The sequence below is a fragment of the Elongatibacter sediminis genome (assembly GCF_037892215.1).
Lineage (GTDB): Bacteria > Pseudomonadota > Gammaproteobacteria > Xanthomonadales > SZUA-36 > Elongatibacter > Elongatibacter sediminis.
Map to the genome: position 1 here is coordinate 254,152 of NZ_JAZHOG010000006.1, position 20,995 is coordinate 275,146.

Here is a 20,995-nt window from a genome sequence, read left to right on the forward strand (position 1 = left end):
CATGGCGGTTTCGCAGACAGTCGCCGCCAGCTCTTCCGGCATGGCCCCCGCCACCAGCCTCGCCAGCCAGGCGTACACCCGGATCGAGGAACAGCTCGTAACCCTGCAACTCGCTCCCGGCGCCCTGGTGTCCGAAGGGGAACTGATCGAATTGACCGGCATCGGGCGCACGCCCGTGCGTGAAGCGATCCAGCGCCTGGCCAGCCAGGAACTGTTCCAGGTGATTCCACGCAAAGGGCTGCTGGTCGCGCCGGTGAGTCAGTCGGCCATGCTGGACATACTCGAAACGCGCAAGCCGCTGGAGCGGCTGATCGTTCACCGCGCGGCGCTGAGCGCCCGCGATGAGCAGCGCAGCGCCCTGTCTTCACTCGCCCGCGACATGGCGACCGCGCATGAGCGCTTCGACCGGTTCCTGCGGCTCGACCACGATCTGGACAAGCTGCTGGACGCATGTGCGGAAAACCCGTTCGCCTCCAGCGCCCTGGAGCCCCTGCGCACCCACAGCCGGCGTTTCTGGTATTTCCACCGGGAGCGGGTGCAACTGTCCGACGCCATTGCCGCGCACGCGCAGCTTGCCCGGCTCGTTGCGAGGCGTGATTTCAATGGCGCGCAAAGAGCCTCCGACGCGACCATTGCGGTGCTGGAACGGCTCGTGGGCGGCATCGACCGGGTGAGCTGAACGATGAGTCGGGAAAAACCCCGTTGCATCGTGATCGGTGCCGGCATCGTCGGCGCCAGTTGCGCCTGGCATCTCACCCGGCGCGGCGCCGACGTCACCGTCGTCGACCCGGAGCAACCCGGCCAGGCCACCAGCTACGGCAACGCCGGCTGTCTTTCCACCTCCTCCATATTTCCGTTTTCCTACCCCGGCGTGATCCGGCAGGTTCCGGGCTGGCTGCTCGACCCGCTGGGGCCGATGCGCATCCGCTGGCAGCACTTTCCGCAACTGCTGCCCTGGTTCTGGCGCTTCTGGCGCGCCGGTACACGGCAGCGCGTGAACGCCGTGGCCGCCGCCCAGCACCGGCTGATGGCGACGGTGTTGGAGGATTACGATCAGATATTGCAGGCGACCGGCGCGGGCGGTTTGCGCGAGTCCCGCGGCATGATCCTGTTGTACGGCAGTGAGGCCGAGTACGAGGGCGATCGCTGGCACTACGACCTGCGCGACCGGTTCGGACTGGCCTGGCAACGGCTATCGGCGGGAGAACTGGCTGAACGTGAACCGGCGATTCGCCTCGGCCAGGGGGTCGCCGTGTTCGATCCGGCCTGGCAACACCTGACTTCACCCGCCGACGTGACCCGGACCATCGCCGAGGCCGCCTTCGCCGGCGGCGCACACTGGGTGAATGAAAAAGTCCGGCGGGTGACGGATGACGGGGATGGCGTGACAGCCATTCTGTCCGACGGCAGGCGTCTTGGCGGAGATCGCCTGGTGCTCGCCGCGGGCCCCTGGAGCAATACCCTGCTGGGTCCGCTGGGCGCCCGGGTGCCGCTCACGCCCAAACGCGGATACCACAGCATGCTGTTGCGGCCCAGCGTGCAGTTACACCAGCCCGTCATGCAGTTTTCCGAGTACGTGATGATGACGCCGATGCGGGACGGGTTGCGCGTGGCGGGGACCGCGGAGTTCGCGCGCCTCGATGCCGCGCCGGATTATCGCCGTGCGAAAGCCCTGTTGCAGCACGCGCAGCGATTCCTGCCCGGCCTGGAGGGGGAGGCGGTGACCGAGTGGATGGGGCAGCGCCCGATGATGCCGGATTCACTGCCCGTGATCGGACCGCTTCCAGGCCACCCCAGGGTGTTGTGCGCCCTGGGTCACGGCCATTATGGCCTGACCCAGGGACCGACGACCGGGCGCATCATCGCCGATCTGGCCTTCGGCGACGCGCCGCATCTGGACATCGAGCCGTATTCGGCGGCGCGCTTCTCTGGTGCGCGGGGCTGACGACGATGGCTCACGCTCACCCGCAGCGCCGGGAATTCGACTGCATCGATGCACACACTTGCGGCAACCCGCTTCGCCGGGTGACCTGATGGAACGCGAGTGGATCGAAACCGTGGACTACCACACGGCCGGTGAGCCGCTGCGCATCGTGACCGGTGGCCTGCCGCCCATCCATGGCGAGACCCTGCTGGAACGGCGCCGGTATCTTCGCGAGCACCTGGACCCGTACCGCCGCCTGTTGATGTGGGAACCGCGCGGACATGCCGACATGTACGGCGCCGTGCTGACTCCGCCGGTCAGCGATGACGCGGACATCGGCGTACTGTTTCTGCACAACGAGGGCTACAGCACGATGTGCGGTCACGGCATCATCGCGCTGGTGCATGCGGCGCTGGAAGAAGACCTGTTCGAGGTGGCGGACCCGGATGCGATCCGCATCGACACGCCGGCGGGTCTGATCGTCGCCCGTGCGAATCGGGACGCTTCCGGCCGGGTCGAATCCGTCACGTTTCGCAACGTGCCGTCTTTCGTCCTCGAAATGGAATACTCAGTTCGGGTGGATGACCGCGCCGTGGACATGACCATCGCCTATGGCGGCGCATTTTATGCCTACGTTGATGCCGCGGCGCAGGGCTTTTCGCTGCAACCGGCCGAAGCGCCGCAACTGCGCGAACTGGGTAAACGGATTCGCCGGGCCGTGGCCACCCACTACCGGGTCGAGCATCCGCAGGGCGATGGCGACCTGAATTTTCTTTATGGGACGGTTTTCTGCCTGCGGCGGGATTCCGATCGGCAGTGGCGCAATGCCTGTGTGTTCGCGGATGGTGAGTTCGATCGCAGTCCGACCGGTACCGGGGTCAGCGGCCACGCCGCGATCCTGTGGACCCGCGGCCTGATTGAACTGGACCAGGCCGTGGAAGTGGAAGGGCCGCTCGGCACCACGTTTTCGGTCCGCTGCGTGGAGGAAACCACAGTCGCCGGGCAACGTGCCGTGGTGCCGGAAGTGACCGGCCAGGCGGTGCTTACCGGCCGCCACCGCTTTTGCCTCGATCCCCGGGATCCGTTACCCGGGGGCTTCCTGATCCGCTGATTCCATGCCTGAGGAGCGAACGTCCATGTATCACGTTACCCGCAGCACGATCGCAGAAAAACTCTCCAGGCGCCTGGCCATGACGGCGGCAGCCCTGGTGATTTCCGCCCTGTCGGTGCCAGGCTGGGCCGCACCGTCAGACGGTGAACGGTTTCGCGAGATCTACCAGAAAGAGTGGGAGTTTCGCATGGCCGAATTTCCGCTGTGGGCTTCCGGCAACGGTATCGACGAGCATGCCGCCGAATTGGGCCATGTAGCGGAAGCGGACCAGAAGCGGCGTTACGAATACTGGCGTCGTATCCGCACCGAACTGGATTCCATCAGCTGCGAGCGGCTCGAGCGGGCTGAGTGCATCAACTACCGGTTGTTCGTCAAGCAGATCGACGATTTCCTCGCCGCCTACGAGACCCGTGCCTACCTCATTCCATTCAACAGCGACTGGGGTTTTTACATGGAATGGGGCCGTCTGCCCGCGGATACGGACTTCACGTCGCTCGCCGACTACCGGAATTACCTTTCCCGCCTGAGCCAGATCGGCCCGGTCATGGACGAGTACATCGAACTGATGCGAACCGGCATTGAAATCGGCATGACCCAGCCGCGGGTGATCCTCGACGGCCGCGACCAGCCCATCCGGCGGCAATTGGTGGAGCGGCCGGAACAGAGCCCGTTCTTCGCTCCCTTCCTGAACATGCCCGAAACCCTCGACAACGGGGTGCGCGCGGAGCTGCTCGAACAGGCCGGCGAAGTGATCGGCCAGGGCGTGGTGCCCGCCTACCGCCGCCTGTACGATTTTTTTCACGGCGAATACGTACCCGGGGCGCGCCGCACACTGGGCGCGTATGAACTGCCAGGCGGTGAAGCGTTTTACGCGGCGGAAATCCGCCGTTACGCGACGGTTGATCTGTCGCCGCGGGAAATCCACGACATCGGGCTGAGCGAAGTGGCCCGCATTCGCGCGGAGATGGATGCGGTCATCGAAGAGACCGGATTCGAGGGCGAGTTTGCCGACTTCATCACCTTTCTTCGCACCGACCCCCGGTTTTACGCAAAGTCGCCGCGTGAATTACTGGCGACCGCGTCGTACTACGCCAAGAAGATCGACGGGCGGCTGCCCATGCTGTTCGGTCATCTCCCGCGGCAACCCTACGGCGTGGCGCCGGTTCCTGACGAACTGGCCGAGTTCTACACCGCCGGCCGTTACGTGGGTGCGCCGCTCGAAGCGCATCGTGGTGGTTATTACTGGGTCAACACCTGGAAGCTGGAAAGCCGGCCGTTGTATGCCATCCCGGCGCTGACCCTGCACGAAGGCGCGCCCGGCCATCACATCCAGGGCGCCCTGGCCATGGAGCAGTCCGACCAGCCGCCCTTCCGCCGCAACGATTACATCTCTGCCTTCGGCGAAGGCTGGGGTCTGTATGCGGAAAAACTCGGCGTGGAGATGGACATTTACGAGACCCCCTACGAGCAGTTTGGCCGGCTGACCTACGAGATGTGGCGGGCCTGCCGCCTGGTGATCGATACCGGTGTCCACGCCATGGGCTGGAACCGTGAGCAGGCCCAGGAATACCTCGTTTCGCGAACCGCGCTGTCGGTGCACGAGGTGACCACCGAAGTCGATCGCTATATTTCCTGGCCGGCCCAGGCCCTGAGTTACAAGCTCGGTGAATACACCTTATGGCAGTTACGGCGCGAAGCCGAAGCTCAGCTGGGCGAACGATTCGACGTGCGCGCCTTCCACGACTTCATACTCGGTCTCGGGTCGGTTACGCTTGAGATATTGCAGGACGAAGTGCGTTCGTGGATCGAGGCTCAAGGCTGAAATCGGGGAGCGCGCCCGTCATCCGGAAAACGCATCAGGAGAAAACCATGCACGTATCGCGACTCGGCGCGGCATCGCTCGCACTCATCATGGCGTTTTGCGCGCCGAACCTCTTCGCCGGCGGGGGCGATGACGCCGGGTCCGGAATCACCCGCAGTCCGTCACCGCACGGGGCGGCCGTGGGTTTTGACGGACTGGCCAACGGCGACACCGTCGCCACCCCGTTCACCGTTCATTTTCGCGTGGAAGGCATGGATATCGCGCCGGCCGGGACCGAACAGGCGAACAGTGGCCATCACCATCTGCTCATCGATATGGATGAACTGCCCGATCCGAACCTGCCCCTGCCGGCCAGCGAGCAACTGATCCACTTCGGCGGCGGACAGACGGAAACCGAACTGACCCTGCCCGCTGGCGAACACACACTGCAGCTCGTATTCGCCGACCACCGGCACGTCCCGCATGATCCGATCGTGAAATCCGACCGGATTACCATCACGGTCACGTCCTCCGCGGCGCCTTAAACCGGCGCACGCCGCGCCGGTCAGGGCAGGCGCGCGCGGCCCAGATTGTTGGTGTCGGTGCCGAACCAGAGGCTGTTGCGGGCTTCGTCGTAGACCATGTGGCGAACGGTTCCGCCGCCGGAAGGCACCGGCACCCGGACGAAGAATTCTTCGGTCTGCGGGTCGAAACCCACCAGCAGGTTGGGCCGGGTTCGTGTTTCAACGAACCAGACCCGGTCGCGGGAATCCACCGCCATGGCATAGGGGCCGGATTCCTCGCTCGGGTTCTTCCATTCCCGAATGTCACCGGTCGCGGGGTCGTAGCGGCCGAGATAGCCCTGGGCGTAATCGCCGTACCAAACGACACCGTCTCCGGTCAGCGCCAGGCGTCGCGGCCGGGCGTCTTCCCGGGGCAGATGGATGATTTCCAGTTTCAGTGTTTCCGGATCCACGGTTGCCAGGGCGTTGGTGCCGAGCAGCGCAACCCAGGGGCGGCCGGACGGGTCGAGCTCGATGCCGTAGGGCCGTGACTTGGGAATCGGCAATTCGACCAGTTCGGTCGCGCCGGTCGCCTTGTCCATGCGGCCAATGTAATTGCCCCATTGCACGGTGAACCAGATCTGGCCGGTCTCATTGAAAACCAGTGTGTGCGGATCCCGCGCATCGCTACTGGGCATTTCATGTTTCATCAGGTGGCCGGTCTCCGGGTCCATCTGACCGATCCAGCCCTTGCGGTTTCCGGCGATCCACAAGGTGTCGTCGCGGTCCACGATCACGTTGTGAGGGCCGGTGCCCTCGGGCAGGTCGAGGCGCTCGAAGTCTCCGGTATCGGGGTCGAACCGGGCGACGTAGTCACCGGCCTGGCCGACCAGCCAGATGTCGCCGTCGGGGGCCACGTCGGGATCGCGCGGCCGGGTGTCGGCCCAGGGCACGGGCCATTCGGTAATCGAGACTTCGACCGAGGCGAGGCCGGCCATCGGCTGCGCCAGCATGATCGTGGCGCACATCAAGGTCAGAGGCTTGCTGAACATAGGTCCTCCGTGCTGTGTGAGTCAGCGGCAGTATCGCTGACCAGACAGTATAATCGCAGCCTTTTCCGGGTGCTGTCGAGCCAATGAACATCACAGAGAATTCCGTAGTGCGTTTCCATTACACCCTGACCGATGCCGCAGGAAGTGAACTGGAGTCATCGCGCGAAGGCGAACCCATGTCGTATCTGCATGGTGCCGGCAACATCATTCCCGGGCTCGAAAAAGCCCTCGAGGGACGCGGTGCCGGCGACACATTCCAGGTCACCATCGAACCGGCTGAAGCCTATGGCGAGAAGGCGGAACCCAACATTCAACGGGTCTCGGCCAAGCATTTCCGCGATCCGCGCAAACTCAAACCGGGGCAGGTCATCGGCCTGCAGACCCGGGAAGGTCCGGTGCAGGTGACAGTGGTCAAGGTCGGGCGATTCAACGTGGACGTCGATGCCAGCCACCCACTGGCCGGCCAGACCCTCACCTTCGACATCGAGATCGTCGAAGTCCGGGAATCAAGCACGGAAGAACAGGCGCACGGCCACGTTCACGGGCCGGGCGGGGTGCAGCACTGATATCGGGGTTGGGTCCGCGACCTGCGGCGCGTGGGTCGCGCCGAAGCTTGTTTCGTTTACGCGGCCTGCTGGCGGGCAACCTCGCGCAGGGCATCGAGATCGCGAATCCGAACCTGCTTGCGGTCCACCTTCAGCAGGCCTGATTTCTGCAACCGCGCCAGCACCCGGCTGACGGTCTCGGTGGCCAGTCGCAGAAAGCTTGCGATATCCCGCCGCGACATCGCGAGAATGAACTCGTGTTCCGAGTAGCCACGCCGGCTGAAACGGTCGGACAGAGAGAGCAGGAACATCGCGATCCGCTCATCGGCGCTCAAATCGCCGGCAATGGTCTCCAGTTCGCTGATGCGCGCGCTCATGATGCGGAAGAGTTCCGCCTGCAGTTCCGGCATGCTCCGTGCCATTTGGGTCACGGACTCGAAGGACAGCGTGCAGACCGCGCTGGTGTCGAGTGCGACCACGCTGGCGGTATGGCGGCAGGAATGGATGGCATCGAGACCGATGATCTCACCGGGCAGGTGGAAGCCCAGTACCTGTTCCTGGCCCTCCGCGTCGACGACGTAACTCTTGAAACAGCCGGTGCGCACCGACGCGACGGAGCGAAACTCGTCGCCGGCCCGGAACAGGTGTTCGCCGGCCCGTAGCGGCCGTGACCGGTTGACAATTTTCTCGAAGCGCTGGACTTCATCCGGGTCCAGCCCACGGGGGAGACACAGTTCACCGAGGGAGCAGCGGCTGCACGCCACCTGGCTGCGGCTGGCGTCGCGCCGGAATTCACGGATGTTGATGTTCGCTGCCGAGCATTCCATGACTACTCTCCTAATTCATGCCTCATATGGGAATGTTACGACTGCGCTGGCGTGCTCCGCATGCGTAAAACTACGTAGTCCTCTGGAAAAAACGTATTTTCAAGGCCAGGGGCGTTCCGTTCGCGGTGCACTCCGTTGGGTGGTGGTGTTCAGATCACGCGGGAAAACCGGGGTGCGGACTGGCTGGCCGTCAGGTGGGCATCGAAGACCATCGCGATCGCGCGCAGCAGCAGTCGGCCCGCGGGCGTCACCGTGAACCGATCCTCTTCGATGTTGATGAGTCCGTCTTTCTCGAGGGGGCGAAGGTTTTCGATCTCGGCGGCGAAGTAATCGTCAAAAGCCATGTCGAAGCGGTTTTCGAACCAGTCGTACTCGACCATGCCGCGGCACATGATGGCCTCGATGATCCCGCGTCTCAGGCGGTCTTCGGCGTTCAGTGTATAACCACGCCAGATCGGAAAATCGCCGTTGTCGACGGCATCGGCCCAACGTGGAATCTCCTTGATGTTCTGGGCGTAGCAATCACCCACCTTGCCGATCGCGCTGACGCCAAGGCCGATGAGGTCGCAGTCACCGCGCGTGGAATAACCCTGGAAATTGCGCTGCAGGCTGCCGTTCGTCAGGGCGACCGCGAGTTCGTCCTCAGGCAGGGCGAAGTGGTCCATACCGATGTAGACGTAGCCGGCCGCGGTGAGGTGCTCGACAGCCAGTTCCATCAGTTCCAGCTTGGTTTCCGGCGTTGGCAGGTCGGAGTCACGAATCAGCCGTTGTGCACGAAACGCATTGGGCATGTGGGCATAGCTGTACACCGCCAGGCGGTCGGGGCGGGCTGCGGCCACGGCCTCGAGAGTGCGAGTGAACCGTTCGGGAGTTTGCAGCGGTAGGCCGTAGATCAAATCCATCGACACGGAACCGATGCCCGCCCTCCGAGCCTGATCAACCAGACCCAGGGTATGCTCCGTATCCTGAACCCGGTTCACGGCCTGCTGAACCTCCGGGTCGATGTCCTGCACGCCCACACTGACCCGGTTGAATCCGGTATCGGCCAGAAACGCGAGGCGGCCGGCATCCACGGTGCGCGGGTCCAGCTCGATGGAAAATTCCCGGTCATCCGACTTGTCGAAGCTGAACGATTGCCGCAGACGGGCCATCAATTGTTCGATCTGGATGTCTTCGAAGAAGGTCGGCGTACCACCCCCGAAGTGCAACTGCCTCACCGGGCGGTCACGATCGAACAGCCGGCCCTGCATTTCGATCTCTTTTGTCAGGCTTTCGAGGTAGCGCTCGCCGTGTTCGGCATGGCGGGTGATCTTCTTGGTGCAGGCGCAGTAGTAACACAGCGACCGGCAGAAAGGCAGGTGCACGTAAAGGGACAGCGGCGCCGGAATCAATTCGTCATTGCTCATCGCGACGAAGCGGCGGTAGGCCTCGGCGTCGAAACCTTCGTGAAAACGGGGCGCGGTCGGGTAGGACGTGTAGCGAGGGCCGGCGATGTCGTACCGTCTTATCAGCGCCCGGTCAAAATGAACCGGATGAGTCATGGTCTGGGCCTGCGGCATCTCAGTGAAGTGCTGAAGGTGACGATACCTCAAGCGGACGGGCCTGATGTTGATGCCTGTCAACTGGGGGCAGTTCGCGTGCAGCCCGAGTGCCGCGGAATTTCGGGCATTCAGCCGCCGCGGTAGATGCAACCGGCGTTGCAGGTCTCCTGCACGATGATTTGGGTCAGACCGGGCAATTCCGGCTGAAGGCGCTGCCAGATCCAGCGGGCGAGGTTCTCGCTGGTGGGGTTTTCCAGGCCTTCGATGTCGTTGAGGTAGTGGTGATCCAGTCGGTCGAAAAGCGGCTGGAAGGCGCGCCGCAGGTCGGCGAAATCCATCACCCAGCCCTCGGGCTCGTTCACTTCACCGCTGACGTGTACTTCGATGCGGAAGGAATGTCCGTGTACACGGGCACACTTGTGCCCTTCGGGCACGTTGGGCAAGCGGTGTGCTGCTTCGATCTGGAATACGCGAAAGACGTCCACGGGCGGATTGTGCCGCCGTGGGCTGAGATTGGCAATGATCAGCGTCCGCTGCGGAAACCGACCTTTTCGTGCGAGCCGTCACAAAACGGCTTGTTGGTGGACTGTCCGCAACGGCACAGGGCGCCACGCTGCTTCACGCACTCCTGGCCGAGATTGTTGTGCAGGCGCAGCCGACCGCGAAACGTCAAGGGTCCGTCCTTGATGGCCGACAGGGTGATCTTGCACGGGCGTTCGGAGTGCACCGCGTCGGAAGCCTCCTGAATTCGGCCCGAATGCAGGAATTCGCGTTCGAGGTGCTGACCGTCGCATACCGGTTTTCCCCGGGATGCCCCGCAGCGGCACAGATTCAGGTGGTTGGCGTAACTGACGTTACCGTTCTCGTCCACCAGGGTGATGTTGCCGGTCAGATGGAGCGGCCCGGCGCTGCTGACCAGCGCTTCGTTCGGGATTTCCAGCAGACGGGGCTGACTCTTGGTTTTCTGACGTTTCCGGAACCATCGGTCCAGGGCCTTGGCGGATGTCGTGAGGTCTTCTCCCGGCAAGGCTTCGTGAGCCCGGGCGGAATCGTCCATGTAGGCAATGAAACTGCCGTCGGAATTCTTGGCGACAGATCCCGGTGTCGAAGTTTCCCGATCGGGTGACAGGGTCGGTTTGGCGACAGCCTTTGAGGGGTCTTCCATGTTCGTGTTTCTCCAGGAAATCCTTTTCCCTCTTATACTGTAGCACCGAAATTACCGCCCTGCGAGATAAAATAATGGCCCGAACTTCGGTGAAGTCCTTGTTGCTGCTCATATTATCTGTCCCGGCACTGGTTCTGGCCGCTCCGGAAGCGGCTCCTGACCGGACCCGCGGCGATGGTCCCTTCGAGCGCCTGGTGTTGCGCGGCGTGACAATCATCAACGGCGAAGGCGCCCCGCCCATTGGCCCGGCGGACATCGTCATCGAAGAAAACCGGATCGTGCAGGTCGAGGTTGTGGGAAACCCCGGTGTGCCCATCGAAGGTGATCGCCGGCCGGAGACCGGCCCCGAAGACCGGGTATTGGAGCTGGACGGCCATTACGCGCTGCCCGGGTTCATCGATATGCACGCGCACTTCGGTGGCGATGCGCAGGGTGTTCCGGCGGAGTATTCGGCCAAGCTGTGGCTGGCGCACGGCATCACCACGATACGCGAGCCCGGTAGCGGCAATGGCCTGGAATGGGTGCAGGCCCATCAGCGCCGCAGTGAAGCGAATGCGATTGCCGCGCCGCGCATCGTTCCCTACGTGGTGTTCGGTCAGGGTGCGGACGGGCCGTTTCTGAGCCCCGGCGAAGCACGCGAGTGGGTGCGCGATATCGCCGACCAGGGCGCCAGCGGCATCAAGTTTTTCGGTGCGCCGCCGGACATCATGCGCGCGGCGCTGGAAGAGGCGGCCGAACAAGGCCTGGGTACTGCCATGCACCACGCGCAGATGGATGTGGCGCGTTGGAACGTACTGGACTCCGCTCGCGCCGGCCTGACCACCATGGAGCACTGGTACGGGTTGCCCGAGGCGCTGTTCACCGATCGCCAGGTGCAGGACTACCCGCTGGACTACAACTATGCCGACGAGCAGCATCGCTTCGGCGAAGCGGGACGTCTGTGGGCGCAGGCCGCTCCGCCCGGTTCGGAGCGGTGGGCGAGCGTACGCGACGAACTGATCGCGCTCGGCTTCACCCTCGATCCCACCCTGACCATTTACGAAGCCAGCCGGGACCTGATGCGCGAAATGAATGCCGATTGGCAGCAAGATTACGCGCATCCCGCCTTGTGGGACTTTTTTCAGCCATCGCGCAACGCACACGGTTCCTACTGGTTCGACTGGACCACTTCCGACGAAATCGCGTGGAAAAAGAATTACCGCCTGTGGATGGCCTTCCTCAACGACTACAAGAACCACGGCGGGCGGGTGACCCTGGGGTCCGATTCAGGCTACATCTGGAAACTGTACGGTTTCGGGTATATCCGGGAAATGGAGTTGATGCAGGAAGCCGGATTTCATCCCCTGGAGGTGATCCGCGCAGCGACTCTGAATGGCGCGCAAACGCTCGGCCTGGACGACCGGATCGGTTCCGTCCGTCCGGGTAAACTGGCTGACCTGGTGATTACCTCCGAGAACCCGCTGGCGAACTTCAAGACACTGTACGGCACGGGCCATTTTCGGCTGGATGAGGACAATCAACCGGTGCGGGTGGGTGGCGTCCGGTACACGATCAAGGATGGCATCGTCTACGACGCCCGGGAACTGCTCGAGGACGTACGCGGGCTGGTGGCCCGCGCCCGTGAAGCAGCCGGAGATTCGCCGGACAGCCCGCGGCGGCTGCCCTACCGGGTCCGCTGACCGTCCGAACGATGTTCAGCCTGCCGTTGCCGGCTCCCCGGCGCTGAGATTTTCGATATCGGCCAGCACGTTCTGCGTGTGGGTTTCGGGATCCACGTCCTCGTAATGCTTGACGATGACGCCCTCCGGATTGACCAGGAATGACTGCCGGTCGGCGATTTTCATCAGCTTGTAATCGCGCAGCACGCCGTAGGTTTTGGATACCTCGCCACCGCTGTCGGCCAGCAGCGTGAACGGCAGCTTGTATTTCTCTTCGAATTCCTTGTGGGAATCCACGTCATCGACGCTGATGCCCACCACTTCAGCACCGATGGCCTTGAACGCGTAGATGTTGTCACGGAAGTTGCAGGCTTCGGTGGTGCAACCGGGCGTGTCGTCCTTGGGATAAAAGTAAACGGCCAGCCATTTGCCCTGGTAGTCGGACAACTGGTGCCAGTCGCCGTTCTGGTCCTGGAGCCGGAAATCCGGCGCCGTGGCGCCCACTTCCGGTGTGCCGCCCGCGTGGGCGATCGAGGCAGTGGCGAGTATCAGAAAGCTCAAAAGAATGCGCATGCTGGGTGTCTCCGGCTGGGTATCTGTCTTTGGGACAATGAAATCCTAGCTTAATTCTGCCGACCCGGCTGTCAACGCCCTGTGAAACTTCGCCAATTATTTACGGTACGGCCCGGGAACTGATCCGGCTGATACCCCTTCCGGCCGCGTTTCGCGTAGGTTCCTGTGGAGAATGTTGTTGTCTCGTTCGGGAACCGGTCCGGCCGTGCCGATGGGGCAGGGGGTAGTGAGGCTGGGGCTCAGGATCCGCTGAACACCAGCTTCGGCCGGTTGTAGAGGGTGGCCGCGACCGCGGCGAGGGCGAGCCCGATGATCAGGGTGCTGCCGATCGACAGGGCGTACCACACGAACGGTGCGGCGTCGCCGCGGACGATCTCGCCGATCAGAAGATTTTGCGAAAACAGCGGGATCGACATCATCCACAGGTCCGGCTTGATCGGATTGGCCATGAAGATGATGCTGGGAATCAAGGGAATGATCACCACCAGGCCCATGTAGGACTGCGCTTCGCGGTAGGACTTGGCGAACGCCGCCAGCAGTGTGAGCAGGCTGGCGGCCAGGATTGCGACCGGGGCGATGACCAGCAGGATGAGCAGCAGTGATTGCAGGCGGATGGTCAGGTCGATGCCGAACGCCCCGATGGGCATCAGCGGCAGCACCAGCTTGAACGACAGCAGGGTCAGGGCCAGCGAAGCCATCGCGAACAGCATCGTGGTGACCAGCTTGCCGGTCATGATCTGCCAGCGGGGCACCGGGTTGATCAGCAGTGGCTCCAGGCTTTTGCGTTCCTTTTCGCCCGCCGTCGTATCCATGGCCAGGTGCATGCCGCCCGTGAACGCGGTGATCATCAGGATGTAGGGCAGGAAAATCATGGCCAGAATCGCTCGGCTCTTGGCCGTCGACAGGTCGACATCGCGGATCAGTACCGCCATGGATGCCTGCGGATTGACGCCGCGCAGGTGCAGTCTCAGCACGCCGATCTGCTGGCCGTAGGTCGCCAGCAGCGTTTTCACCCGGCGCACCGGAACATCGGATTCCTGGCGGGACGGATCGTGGATGACTTCCACGGGTGCGGGCTCGCCGCGCCGCCATTTCTCCGGATAGGCCTCCGGTATGCGCAGAACCACCATTTCTTCCTGGCTGCGCACGACGTCTTCAGGGTGCTCCGGCGCCTCTTTGACCACCATGCCCTTTTGCTCCAGAAACCGGATCAGGCTGGGTGCCCGTTCGGCGCCGACCACCGGAACCTCGAGCGTTTGCTCGGCGCGTTCCTGTTCGGCCGCCGTGGTGAACCACATCAGCGCGATGAAGATCAGTGGGAAAAGGATCGGGCCCACCAGCAGTGAATTGAACACGGCACGCCGGTCGCGGATGTTCTCCTTGATTTCCTTGCGCATAACCGTCGTCAGGCCTCTCATGCCAGCAGGCCCTCCTCGGAACCGATCAGCTTGACGAAGGCATCCTCCAGCGAATCGCAGCCGCTGCGGCGGAGCAACTCGTCGGCGGTTCCGTCTGCCGCGACCCGTCCCTTGGCGATGATGACGATGCGGTCACACAGCGCGGCCACCTCCTGCATGATGTGGGTGGACAGCACCACCGAGTGCCCGCCCTGTTTGAGGCTTTGAATGTATTCCCGCAGCGCCCGGGTGCTCATCACGTCCAGGCCGTTGCTGGGCTCGTCCATCAGCACCGTCTGCGGGCTGTGCACCATGGCCCGCGCGATGGCCACTTTCACCCTCTGGCCCTGTGAAAACCCTTCGGTGCGCCGGTCGATGAAGTCACCCATGTCCAGGGTGGTCACCAGCTCCTCGATGCGGGCGTTCAGCGCCGCGCGGCTCAGTCCGTGCAACTCGCCGTAGTAAGCGATGTTCTCGCGCGCGGTCAGCCGCGTGTAGAGGCCCCGGCTGTCCGGTACCACGCCGAGGGTGCGCTTGATTTCCATGGCGTCCCGGGTGGGGTCGAGTCCGTCGATGCGAATCTCGCCTTCATCCGGTGGCAACAGCGAATACAGCATGCGCAGGGTGGTCGTTTTGCCCGCCCCGTTGGGTCCGAGCAGTCCGGTGATCTCGCCGTCGTGGGCAGTGAACGTCACGCCCTGCACCGCCTTGACCTTGCCGAAGGATTTGTGAAGATTTTCAACCGTAATCATGAGCCCGCCTCAGGGTTCCGGTCCGGTCAGCGACATGAACCAGGGTGAAGGCTGCAGCCGTTCGATGCAGGACGTGTCGAGTTCCGCCGGCGAGGCGGATGCGATGAATTCCGATACCAGGTCTCCGAGGCAGCCTTTGCCGGTCACGCTGTGGCCCTGGCCGCGTGCCACCAGGTGCAGACTGTTGGACAGGTGCGCCTGGACCGAATCGCCATATTCCGGTGGCGTGACCGGATCGTACTCCCCCGACAGCAGCAGGGCCGGCACGTCGCTTTCCACCGGGTCGTGGAAACCGTCCGGGACCTCGCCCGTGGGCCAGATCGAACACTGGATCCGCGAGGCGCGCATCATGGAATCGCCCAACAGGTATTCCGTTCCGTCCCGGCCTTCGTCCGGTGACGGAAACCAGGGAAAATCTTCCGCGCACACCACCGAGAGCTCCATGCCCTGCGCGATGCTTTCCGTCAGGCTGCCGGCGGTGATCAGCAACTGGCTCGCCAGGCGGCTGAAATCGTCCGTGGTGCCGGCTTCGTGAATCAGCAGCGGCAGCAGCGCCTGGGTTTCGGCCGCGTAGGTCAGAAAGCGGATGGTGGCGGCCAACATCTCGCGGTCGAATTCCATCGTGTGGGGCTGGCCCGTACTGGGATGGTCGATGGTGACAGTGGCTGGCGATTCGTCCAGCCGTTGCATCAATTCCGCCAGCCGAAGCCGGGCATCCGGGTACGCGCTCCGGCAGGCTGCGTCGTCGGCGCAGCCCTCCAGGACCCGTCCCAGGGCCTCGTCCAGCTTTTCGGCGTGTTCGGTGCCCAGGGCCAAGGTCTGCGGCACCACGGAGTCGAGTATCACGGTGCGAACCCGGTCCGGAAACTGCCGCAGGTAGACCTGTGCCGCGCGGGTGCCATAGGAAACCCCGAACAGGTTGACCTGCTCGTAACCCAGGGCGGCGCGCACCTGGTCATAGTCCTGCATGGCGATGGTGGTGGTGTAGAAGCGCGGATCGCCGTCGAGGCTGTCCAGGCAGTTGCGGGTGGTGTCTTCGAGATGCTCCCAATCCAGCGCCAGGGCTTCTTCGAGATCCATGCTCGGGCAGCGCAGCGGGTTGGACTGCCCGGTGCCGCGCTGGTCCACCAGCAGGATGTCGCGGTCCTCGTTGACCTTGTGCAAGGCGCCGGCGACGATCAGCCAGGCTTCGGTGGCGGCCTGTCCCGGACCGCCTGCCAGAAACACCAGCGGGTCGGGTTTGGCCGACCGTCCCCGTGCCGGTACCCGGGCGACGTGCAGCCTGATCTGCCGTCCCTCGGGTTCAGCGGGATTCTCGGCAACGGAATACCAGCCGCATTCGGCCGCCGCGGTGAGCGGCGTTCCGGGAAGAAACAATTCGCAGGGGCTGAGTTCGAGCGTATCGGGCGGGCTTTCCGGTGCCGTCTCGTCCGTGGCGAACACGGTCAGGGGCAGCAGCACGGAGGCCAACCAAACGGTGGCCAACAGAACGGGCAGGCGTAAATTCCGCAAAATCATCCTCGTTTGCACGTCTGGTGCCGTCCCGCCTGAATCAACCAGCCGAAACGATAGGGAATCCGTGCCGCCCTGTCCATAGGCCAGGCGTTGAATTGTCGGGCGGCGCGCTCCATGTAGTGGGGTCCGGGGTGGGATACCGGCCATCGAAGCATCGGCCGGAGTTCGCGCTACCATATCACCTCACCCGCAATGATTCGTGATCAGCCGTCTGCCGATGTATGCGCTCGAAGTCAATAATCTGAAAAAAACCTATCGTAACGGCGTTCAGGCCCTCAAGGGCGTTTCCCTGAACGTTCGGGAAGGTGATTTCTTCGCGCTTCTGGGACCCAACGGGGCCGGAAAATCCACGCTCATCGGCATCGTTTCCTCGCTGGTGAATTCTTCGTCGGGTGAAACACTTGTATTCGGCGCCAGCGTGCAGAAGCAGCGCTCTCTGGCGATGTCCTATATCGGACTCGTGCCGCAGGAGATCAACTTCAACCAGTTCGAGAAGCCGTTCGAGATCGTGGTCAATCAGGCGGGGTACTACGGTATTCCGCGCGCCACGGCCATCGAGCGGGCTGAGAAATACCTGCGGCAGCTCCATCTGTGGGACAAGGCGTTCACCCAGTCACGCAACCTGTCCGGGGGTATGAAGCGGCGCCTGATGATCGCCCGCGCCATGGTCAACGAACCCCGGCTGTTGATCCTCGACGAACCCACCGCGGGTGTGGATATCGAAATCCGCCGCTCGATGTGGGAATTCATCGAGGGCATCAACGAATCCGGCACGACCGTCATTCTCACCACGCATTACCTCGAAGAAGCCGAGCAACTGTGCCGTAACATCGCGATCATCGACCAGGGGCGGATCGTGGAGAACACCGACATCAAGTCCCTGCTGGCGACCCTGGACATCGAAACCTTTGTGCTCGATACGCGCGAATCACTGGAACGCGCGCCCGTGGTGGACGGTATGGAAATCCGCCTGCGCGACGAGCGCACGCTCGAGGCCTCATTGCCCAAACAGAAATCGCTGAATACGCTGTTCGCCGCGCTCGACGATCAGGGCGTGCACGTCCTCAGCATGCGCAACAAGGCCAATCGCCTGGAAGAGTTGTTTCTGGGCATGGTCGAAAAGAACGCGGAACGCGCGGCCCGGGAGGCGGTGGAATGAATGCCCGAATTCACTGGGTCGGCTACAAGACCATCGTGCGCAAGGAGATCACGCGCATCCTGCGAATCTGGGGCCAGACCATCGTGCCGCCGGCCATCACGATGTCGCTGTACTTCATCATCTTCGGCGAACTGATCGGTCGCCGCATCGGCCAGATGGACGGCTTCAGTTACATGGAGTACATCGTTCCCGGCCTGGTCATCATGTCGGTCATCACCAATTCCTACGGCAACATGGTGTCTTCGTTTTTCGGCGCCAAATTCGGCAAGCACATCGAAGAATTGCTCATCTCGCCGCTGCCCAACTGGATCATTCTCGCCGGTTACGTTACCGGGGCCGTGACCCGCGGACTGCTGGTGGGTGCTGTCGTGCTGCTGGTATCGCTGCTGTTCACACATCTGCCGGTCGTCAACGTCCTGGTGTCCCTCAGTGTTCTGCTGCTGACCGCCGTCGTGTTCGCGCTGGCCGGTATGGTCAACGCCATCTTCGCGCAGAAGTTCGACGACATCGCCATCATTCCCACGTTCGTGCTGGCGCCGCTGACCTACCTTGGCGGGGTGTTCTATTCCATCGACCTGCTGCCGGAATTCTGGCAGAAGGTGTCGGTCTTCAATCCCATCCTGTACATGGTGAACGGCTTTCGTTTCGGAATTCTCGGTGTCTCGGATGTCGGTTTGACGCAAACCTACAGCGTCATTCTGATCGCGGCAGCGCTGTTGTTCGGGGGGTGTATCTGGTTGCTGCACAAGGGCGTCGGAATGCGCACCTGAGGTTTCTGATCCATGCGTGTTCAGGGCGTCGAAATCGACCCGGTCCCCCGATTTGGGGTAAAGTTGCCGCAGTCTCGGATGCGACACGGTCGTGGCGTCCGGGTTATTCATCGAAATTGAACAGGATAGTGTAATGACAGGAAATTCGGAGGGCGTAGCCCAAGAGGAGCGCGCCCCGCTCAACTGGCCGGTGACCATCGTATTCGGCCTGACCTTTCTCGCCGCGGTAACCATCGTTCCCTGGTATGGGTTCACCCATGGTTACAGCAGTTGGGCCTGGGTCTTTTTTGGCGTTTTCGCGGTTCTCAACGGGGTCAGCATCGGCAGCGGATATCACCGCCTGTGGTCGCATCGCACCTACGAGGCGCATCCGATCCTGAAAGGCTTCCTGGCCATATTCGGTGGGATGGCGCTGCAGAACAGCATCATCGTGTGGTCCGCACGTCACCGCGTGCATCACCGCGACGTGGACGATAACGACAAGGATCCGTATTCCATCGGACGCGGTTTCTGGTTTGCCCACATCGGCTGGATGCTGCGGGATTACAAGAGCGGCGAGATCGATTACAGCGTCGTGCCGGACCTGTACAAGGACCCGGTGGTCGCGTGGCAGCACCGCTGGTACTGGACCCTGGTCTGGGCGACCAACGTCGGCCTGCCCCTGCTGCTGGGCTGGATCGTCGGCGACGTGATCGGGGTGTTCCTGCTGGCCGGAGTGCTGCGGCTGGTGGTCAGCCATCACGGTACGTTCTTCATCAACTCGCTGGCTCACATGTGGGGCTCGCAGCCGTACACGGATGAGAATTCGGCGCGGGATAACCATCTGCTGGCCCTGATCACCTATGGCGAGGGTTATCACAACTACCACCACCTGTTTCAGAGCGATTACCGCAACGGCATTCGCTGGTGGCACCTCGACATCAACAAATGGTTCATTTCCACCTGCGCAATGCTGGGCCTGGCCAGGAATCGCAAACGCGTACCCCAGTTCAAGGTGCTGCGCGCCCGCCTGAACATGGAATTCAAGAGGGCCCGTGCCAAGCTCGAGAAAGCCCAGGACAACGCCGGTGCCGGTTGGCGCGAACAATTGGAGAATGAGTACGCCCAGTTCGCGGAGACCGTCAAGGAGTGGCAGCACCTGCAGATGGAGCGCATGCAACTCGGCAAGCAGAAGATCGCGGAAAAAATCGAAACCGAAACCGCATCCTTGACCGCGCGCTACCGCGATCTCGAGCGCAGCCTGAAACTTCAGCACAAGCGGGTCGCCCTGCTGACGGCTCAGGTGACGTTCTGACGCGGCGAGCGCAGGCCTGATCGATTGGAAAGGGAGGCTTCGGCCTCCCTTTTTCGTGTTCCGGACCCGGCCGGTTTACAGCCAGCGCCGCACGCGCCCGCAATAGACGCGAAAATCCTCGCCGTGAACGGACTCGAGAAAGCGCTCCTCGTTGAGAATGAAGCGGTGGTGAATGATCCACGCGAAGACGGGGATGGGCAGCCAGGCGCCCACGGATCCGAGCCGGAAGGCGCCCGCGATCAGCAGCAGCACCATGGCCAGGTACATCGGGTTGCGGCTGAAGCGGTACAAACCGGTGGTGACCAGCGCGGTGGATTCACTGAAGGGCACGAGACCGGTGCGAACCCGCAGGAACGCAGCCACCGACCAGGCCAGGATCACCAGGGCCGGGATCAGGAAAATTATGAACAGCAGGGGACCGTGCTCGCCCACCGGTTGCGCCAAGGGGAGCCAGCGGTCCAGTGCCACCATCGCCAGCGCGGTCAGGGCCAGCCACATCGGCGGCAGAATGCGCGGCTTGCGGAATGGCGCGGGCGCGTTCACGGCGACGAGTGTTCAACCATGCCGGAGCCGGCTTCCGCTTTCGTCGTTGCGGGCAGTTCGAAAAACGCCCGCGCCGCGTGTGTGGTCGACGCCGCCAGTGCTTCCGGTGTTTCCCCGCGGCAGGCGGCGAGCGTACCCGCGATCCACGGCAGCCACTGGGGTTCGTTGCGGTGGGTTTTGACCCGCGGGCGAAGATTGCGCGGCTTGAGATACGGTGAGTCGGTTTCGATCATCAGCCGGCCGTCGGGAATGTCGCCCATGTAGTCCTTCATATGCGTGCCTCGGCGCTCGTCGCAGATCCAGCCGGTGATGCCGATGTGACAATCGAGGTCGAGGTAGGCTGCGAGTTCCTCCCGGCTGCCGGTGAAACAGTGCACCACGACCCGTGACAGCGCATCGCGCGCCGAGCGCAGCACCGCAATAAAATCGTCGTGGGCGTCGCGCTGGTGCAGGAACAGCGGCAGGCCGGTATCGGCCGCGATCTCGAGCTGACGCTCGAACGCATCGCGCTGTGCGCGCCGGGGTGAGAAATCGCGGAAATAATCCAGCCCGGTTTCGCCGATGGCGTGAACTTCGTCCGTCGCGGCGAGTTCGCGCAGGACCGACTCGGTGTCGGCGGAGAATTCGGCGGCCTTGTGGGGGTGAACGCCGGCGGTGGCGAACAGTTCGCCCGGATGCGACCGCGCCAGTTCGTGCGCCGCGATGCTGCCGGCTTCGCTGGCGCCGGTCACCACCATCTGCACGACCCCGGCGGCGCGGGCGCGTTCCAGCACCGCATTCCGGTCGCCGTCGAAACTGTCGTGCGTGAGATTGCAGCCGATATCGATCAGTTCCATGGTTCGGGGTCCGTCTGACAATCCAGATC

The 20,995-nt window shown here is 63.1% G+C and carries 21 protein-coding genes; 10 read left to right on the forward strand and 11 right to left on the reverse strand.

What is annotated here, in order from left to right:
• Position 1: 1 nt before the first annotated feature.
• The 5 genes from V3330_RS10920 (at position 2) to V3330_RS10940 (ending at position 5,381) form a co-directional block, all read left to right on the forward strand.
• A complete protein-coding gene (locus tag V3330_RS10920; protein ID WP_354695454.1) occupies positions 2–679 on the forward strand; it encodes a GntR family transcriptional regulator in 678 nt (225 codons plus the stop codon).
• A gap of 3 nt (positions 680–682) precedes the next feature.
• On the forward strand, positions 683–1,945 hold the full coding sequence (locus V3330_RS10925) for an NAD(P)/FAD-dependent oxidoreductase (protein WP_354695455.1): 1,263 nt from the start codon (positions 683–685) through the stop codon (positions 1,943–1,945).
• A gap of 88 nt (positions 1,946–2,033) precedes the next feature.
• Complete coding sequence (locus V3330_RS10930) at positions 2,034–3,035, forward strand: proline racemase family protein (RefSeq protein WP_354695456.1); 1,002 nt, start codon at positions 2,034–2,036, stop codon at positions 3,033–3,035.
• A gap of 4 nt (positions 3,036–3,039) precedes the next feature.
• Positions 3,040–4,857: a DUF885 domain-containing protein gene (locus V3330_RS10935; protein ID WP_354695457.1), complete on the forward strand. Its 1,818-nt coding sequence runs from the start codon at positions 3,040–3,042 to the stop codon at positions 4,855–4,857.
• 47 nt (positions 4,858–4,904) lie between these two features.
• Positions 4,905–5,381: a DUF4399 domain-containing protein gene (locus V3330_RS10940; protein ID WP_354695458.1), complete on the forward strand. Its 477-nt coding sequence runs from the start codon at positions 4,905–4,907 to the stop codon at positions 5,379–5,381.
• Positions 5,382–5,401: 20 nt separating this feature from the next.
• On the opposite strand, the gene V3330_RS10945 is transcribed toward V3330_RS10940, so the two are convergent.
• Complete coding sequence (locus tag V3330_RS10945; protein ID WP_354695459.1) at positions 5,402–6,391, reverse strand: Vgb family protein; 990 nt, start codon at positions 6,389–6,391, stop codon at positions 5,402–5,404.
• 83 nt (positions 6,392–6,474) lie between these two features.
• On the opposite strand from V3330_RS10945, the gene V3330_RS10950 reads away from it, so the two are divergent.
• Positions 6,475–6,957 (forward strand): FKBP-type peptidyl-prolyl cis-trans isomerase, encoded by a 483-nt coding sequence (locus tag V3330_RS10950; RefSeq protein ID WP_354695460.1) that lies wholly within the window; start codon positions 6,475–6,477, stop codon positions 6,955–6,957.
• A gap of 56 nt (positions 6,958–7,013) precedes the next feature.
• On the opposite strand, the gene fnr is transcribed toward V3330_RS10950, so the two are convergent.
• The 4 genes from fnr to V3330_RS10970 all read right to left on the reverse strand — a co-directional run bounded on the left by fnr (position 7,014) and on the right by V3330_RS10970 (position 10,469).
• Positions 7,014–7,763, reverse strand: coding sequence for a fumarate/nitrate reduction transcriptional regulator Fnr (gene fnr, locus V3330_RS10955; protein ID WP_354695461.1), 750 nt, complete (start codon positions 7,761–7,763; stop codon positions 7,014–7,016).
• A gap of 149 nt (positions 7,764–7,912) precedes the next feature.
• Positions 7,913–9,304, reverse strand: coding sequence for an oxygen-independent coproporphyrinogen III oxidase (gene hemN, locus V3330_RS10960; RefSeq protein WP_354695462.1), 1,392 nt, complete (start codon positions 9,302–9,304; stop codon positions 7,913–7,915).
• A gap of 128 nt (positions 9,305–9,432) precedes the next feature.
• Entirely contained in the window at positions 9,433–9,789 is a 357-nt protein-coding gene (gene queD / locus V3330_RS10965; RefSeq protein WP_354695463.1) for a 6-carboxytetrahydropterin synthase QueD, read from the reverse strand.
• Positions 9,790–9,827: 38 nt separating this feature from the next.
• Positions 9,828–10,469, reverse strand: a complete 642-nt coding sequence (locus V3330_RS10970; RefSeq protein ID WP_354695464.1) for a CDGSH iron-sulfur domain-containing protein — start codon at positions 10,467–10,469, stop codon at positions 9,828–9,830.
• Positions 10,470–10,558: 89 nt separating this feature from the next.
• Between V3330_RS10970 and V3330_RS10975 the strand changes: the two genes are divergently transcribed.
• Positions 10,559–12,148, forward strand: coding sequence for an amidohydrolase family protein (locus V3330_RS10975; protein WP_354695485.1), 1,590 nt, complete (start codon positions 10,559–10,561; stop codon positions 12,146–12,148).
• Positions 12,149–12,163: 15 nt separating this feature from the next.
• On the opposite strand, the gene V3330_RS10980 is transcribed toward V3330_RS10975, so the two are convergent.
• From V3330_RS10980 to V3330_RS10995, 4 genes are all read right to left on the reverse strand, one after another.
• Positions 12,164–12,700 carry a peroxiredoxin gene (locus tag V3330_RS10980; protein WP_354695465.1) on the reverse strand — a complete coding sequence of 179 codons (537 nt, stop codon included), beginning with the start codon at positions 12,698–12,700 and terminating at the stop codon, positions 12,164–12,166.
• 239 nt (positions 12,701–12,939) lie between these two features.
• The gene (locus tag V3330_RS10985; protein ID WP_354695466.1) at positions 12,940–14,118 is read right to left on the reverse strand and encodes an ABC transporter permease; all 1,179 of its coding nucleotides are present in this window, start codon (positions 14,116–14,118) and stop codon (positions 12,940–12,942) included.
• Entirely contained in the window at positions 14,115–14,849 is a 735-nt protein-coding gene (locus V3330_RS10990) for an ABC transporter ATP-binding protein (RefSeq protein WP_354695467.1), read from the reverse strand. Before V3330_RS10990 ends, V3330_RS10985 begins: the two co-directional genes overlap by 4 nt.
• A gap of 9 nt (positions 14,850–14,858) precedes the next feature.
• On the reverse strand, positions 14,859–16,367 hold the full coding sequence (locus V3330_RS10995) for an alpha/beta hydrolase (RefSeq protein WP_354695468.1): 1,509 nt from the start codon (positions 16,365–16,367) through the stop codon (positions 14,859–14,861).
• A 214-nt stretch (positions 16,368–16,581) separates the two neighbouring features.
• On the opposite strand from V3330_RS10995, the gene V3330_RS11000 reads away from it, so the two are divergent.
• The 3 genes from V3330_RS11000 to V3330_RS11010 all read left to right on the forward strand — a co-directional run bounded on the left by V3330_RS11000 (position 16,582) and on the right by V3330_RS11010 (position 19,587).
• Positions 16,582–17,523 carry an ABC transporter ATP-binding protein gene (locus V3330_RS11000; protein ID WP_354695486.1) on the forward strand — a complete coding sequence of 314 codons (942 nt, stop codon included), beginning with the start codon at positions 16,582–16,584 and terminating at the stop codon, positions 17,521–17,523.
• Positions 17,520–18,293, forward strand: coding sequence for an ABC transporter permease (locus tag V3330_RS11005; protein ID WP_354695469.1), 774 nt, complete (start codon positions 17,520–17,522; stop codon positions 18,291–18,293). Before V3330_RS11000 ends, V3330_RS11005 begins: the two co-directional genes overlap by 4 nt.
• A gap of 133 nt (positions 18,294–18,426) precedes the next feature.
• Positions 18,427–19,587: an acyl-CoA desaturase gene (locus V3330_RS11010; RefSeq protein WP_354695470.1), complete on the forward strand. Its 1,161-nt coding sequence runs from the start codon at positions 18,427–18,429 to the stop codon at positions 19,585–19,587.
• Between the two features lie 75 nt (positions 19,588–19,662).
• Here V3330_RS11010 and V3330_RS11015 read toward each other — a convergent pair whose 3' ends face one another.
• Positions 19,663–20,130 (reverse strand): methyltransferase family protein, encoded by a 468-nt coding sequence (locus tag V3330_RS11015; protein ID WP_354695471.1) that lies wholly within the window; start codon positions 20,128–20,130, stop codon positions 19,663–19,665.
• Complete coding sequence (locus tag V3330_RS11020; RefSeq protein WP_354695472.1) at positions 20,127–20,966, reverse strand: TatD family hydrolase; 840 nt, start codon at positions 20,964–20,966, stop codon at positions 20,127–20,129. The genes V3330_RS11015 and V3330_RS11020 overlap by 4 nt, the downstream gene beginning before the upstream one ends.
• Positions 20,967–20,995 lie beyond the last annotated feature (29 nt).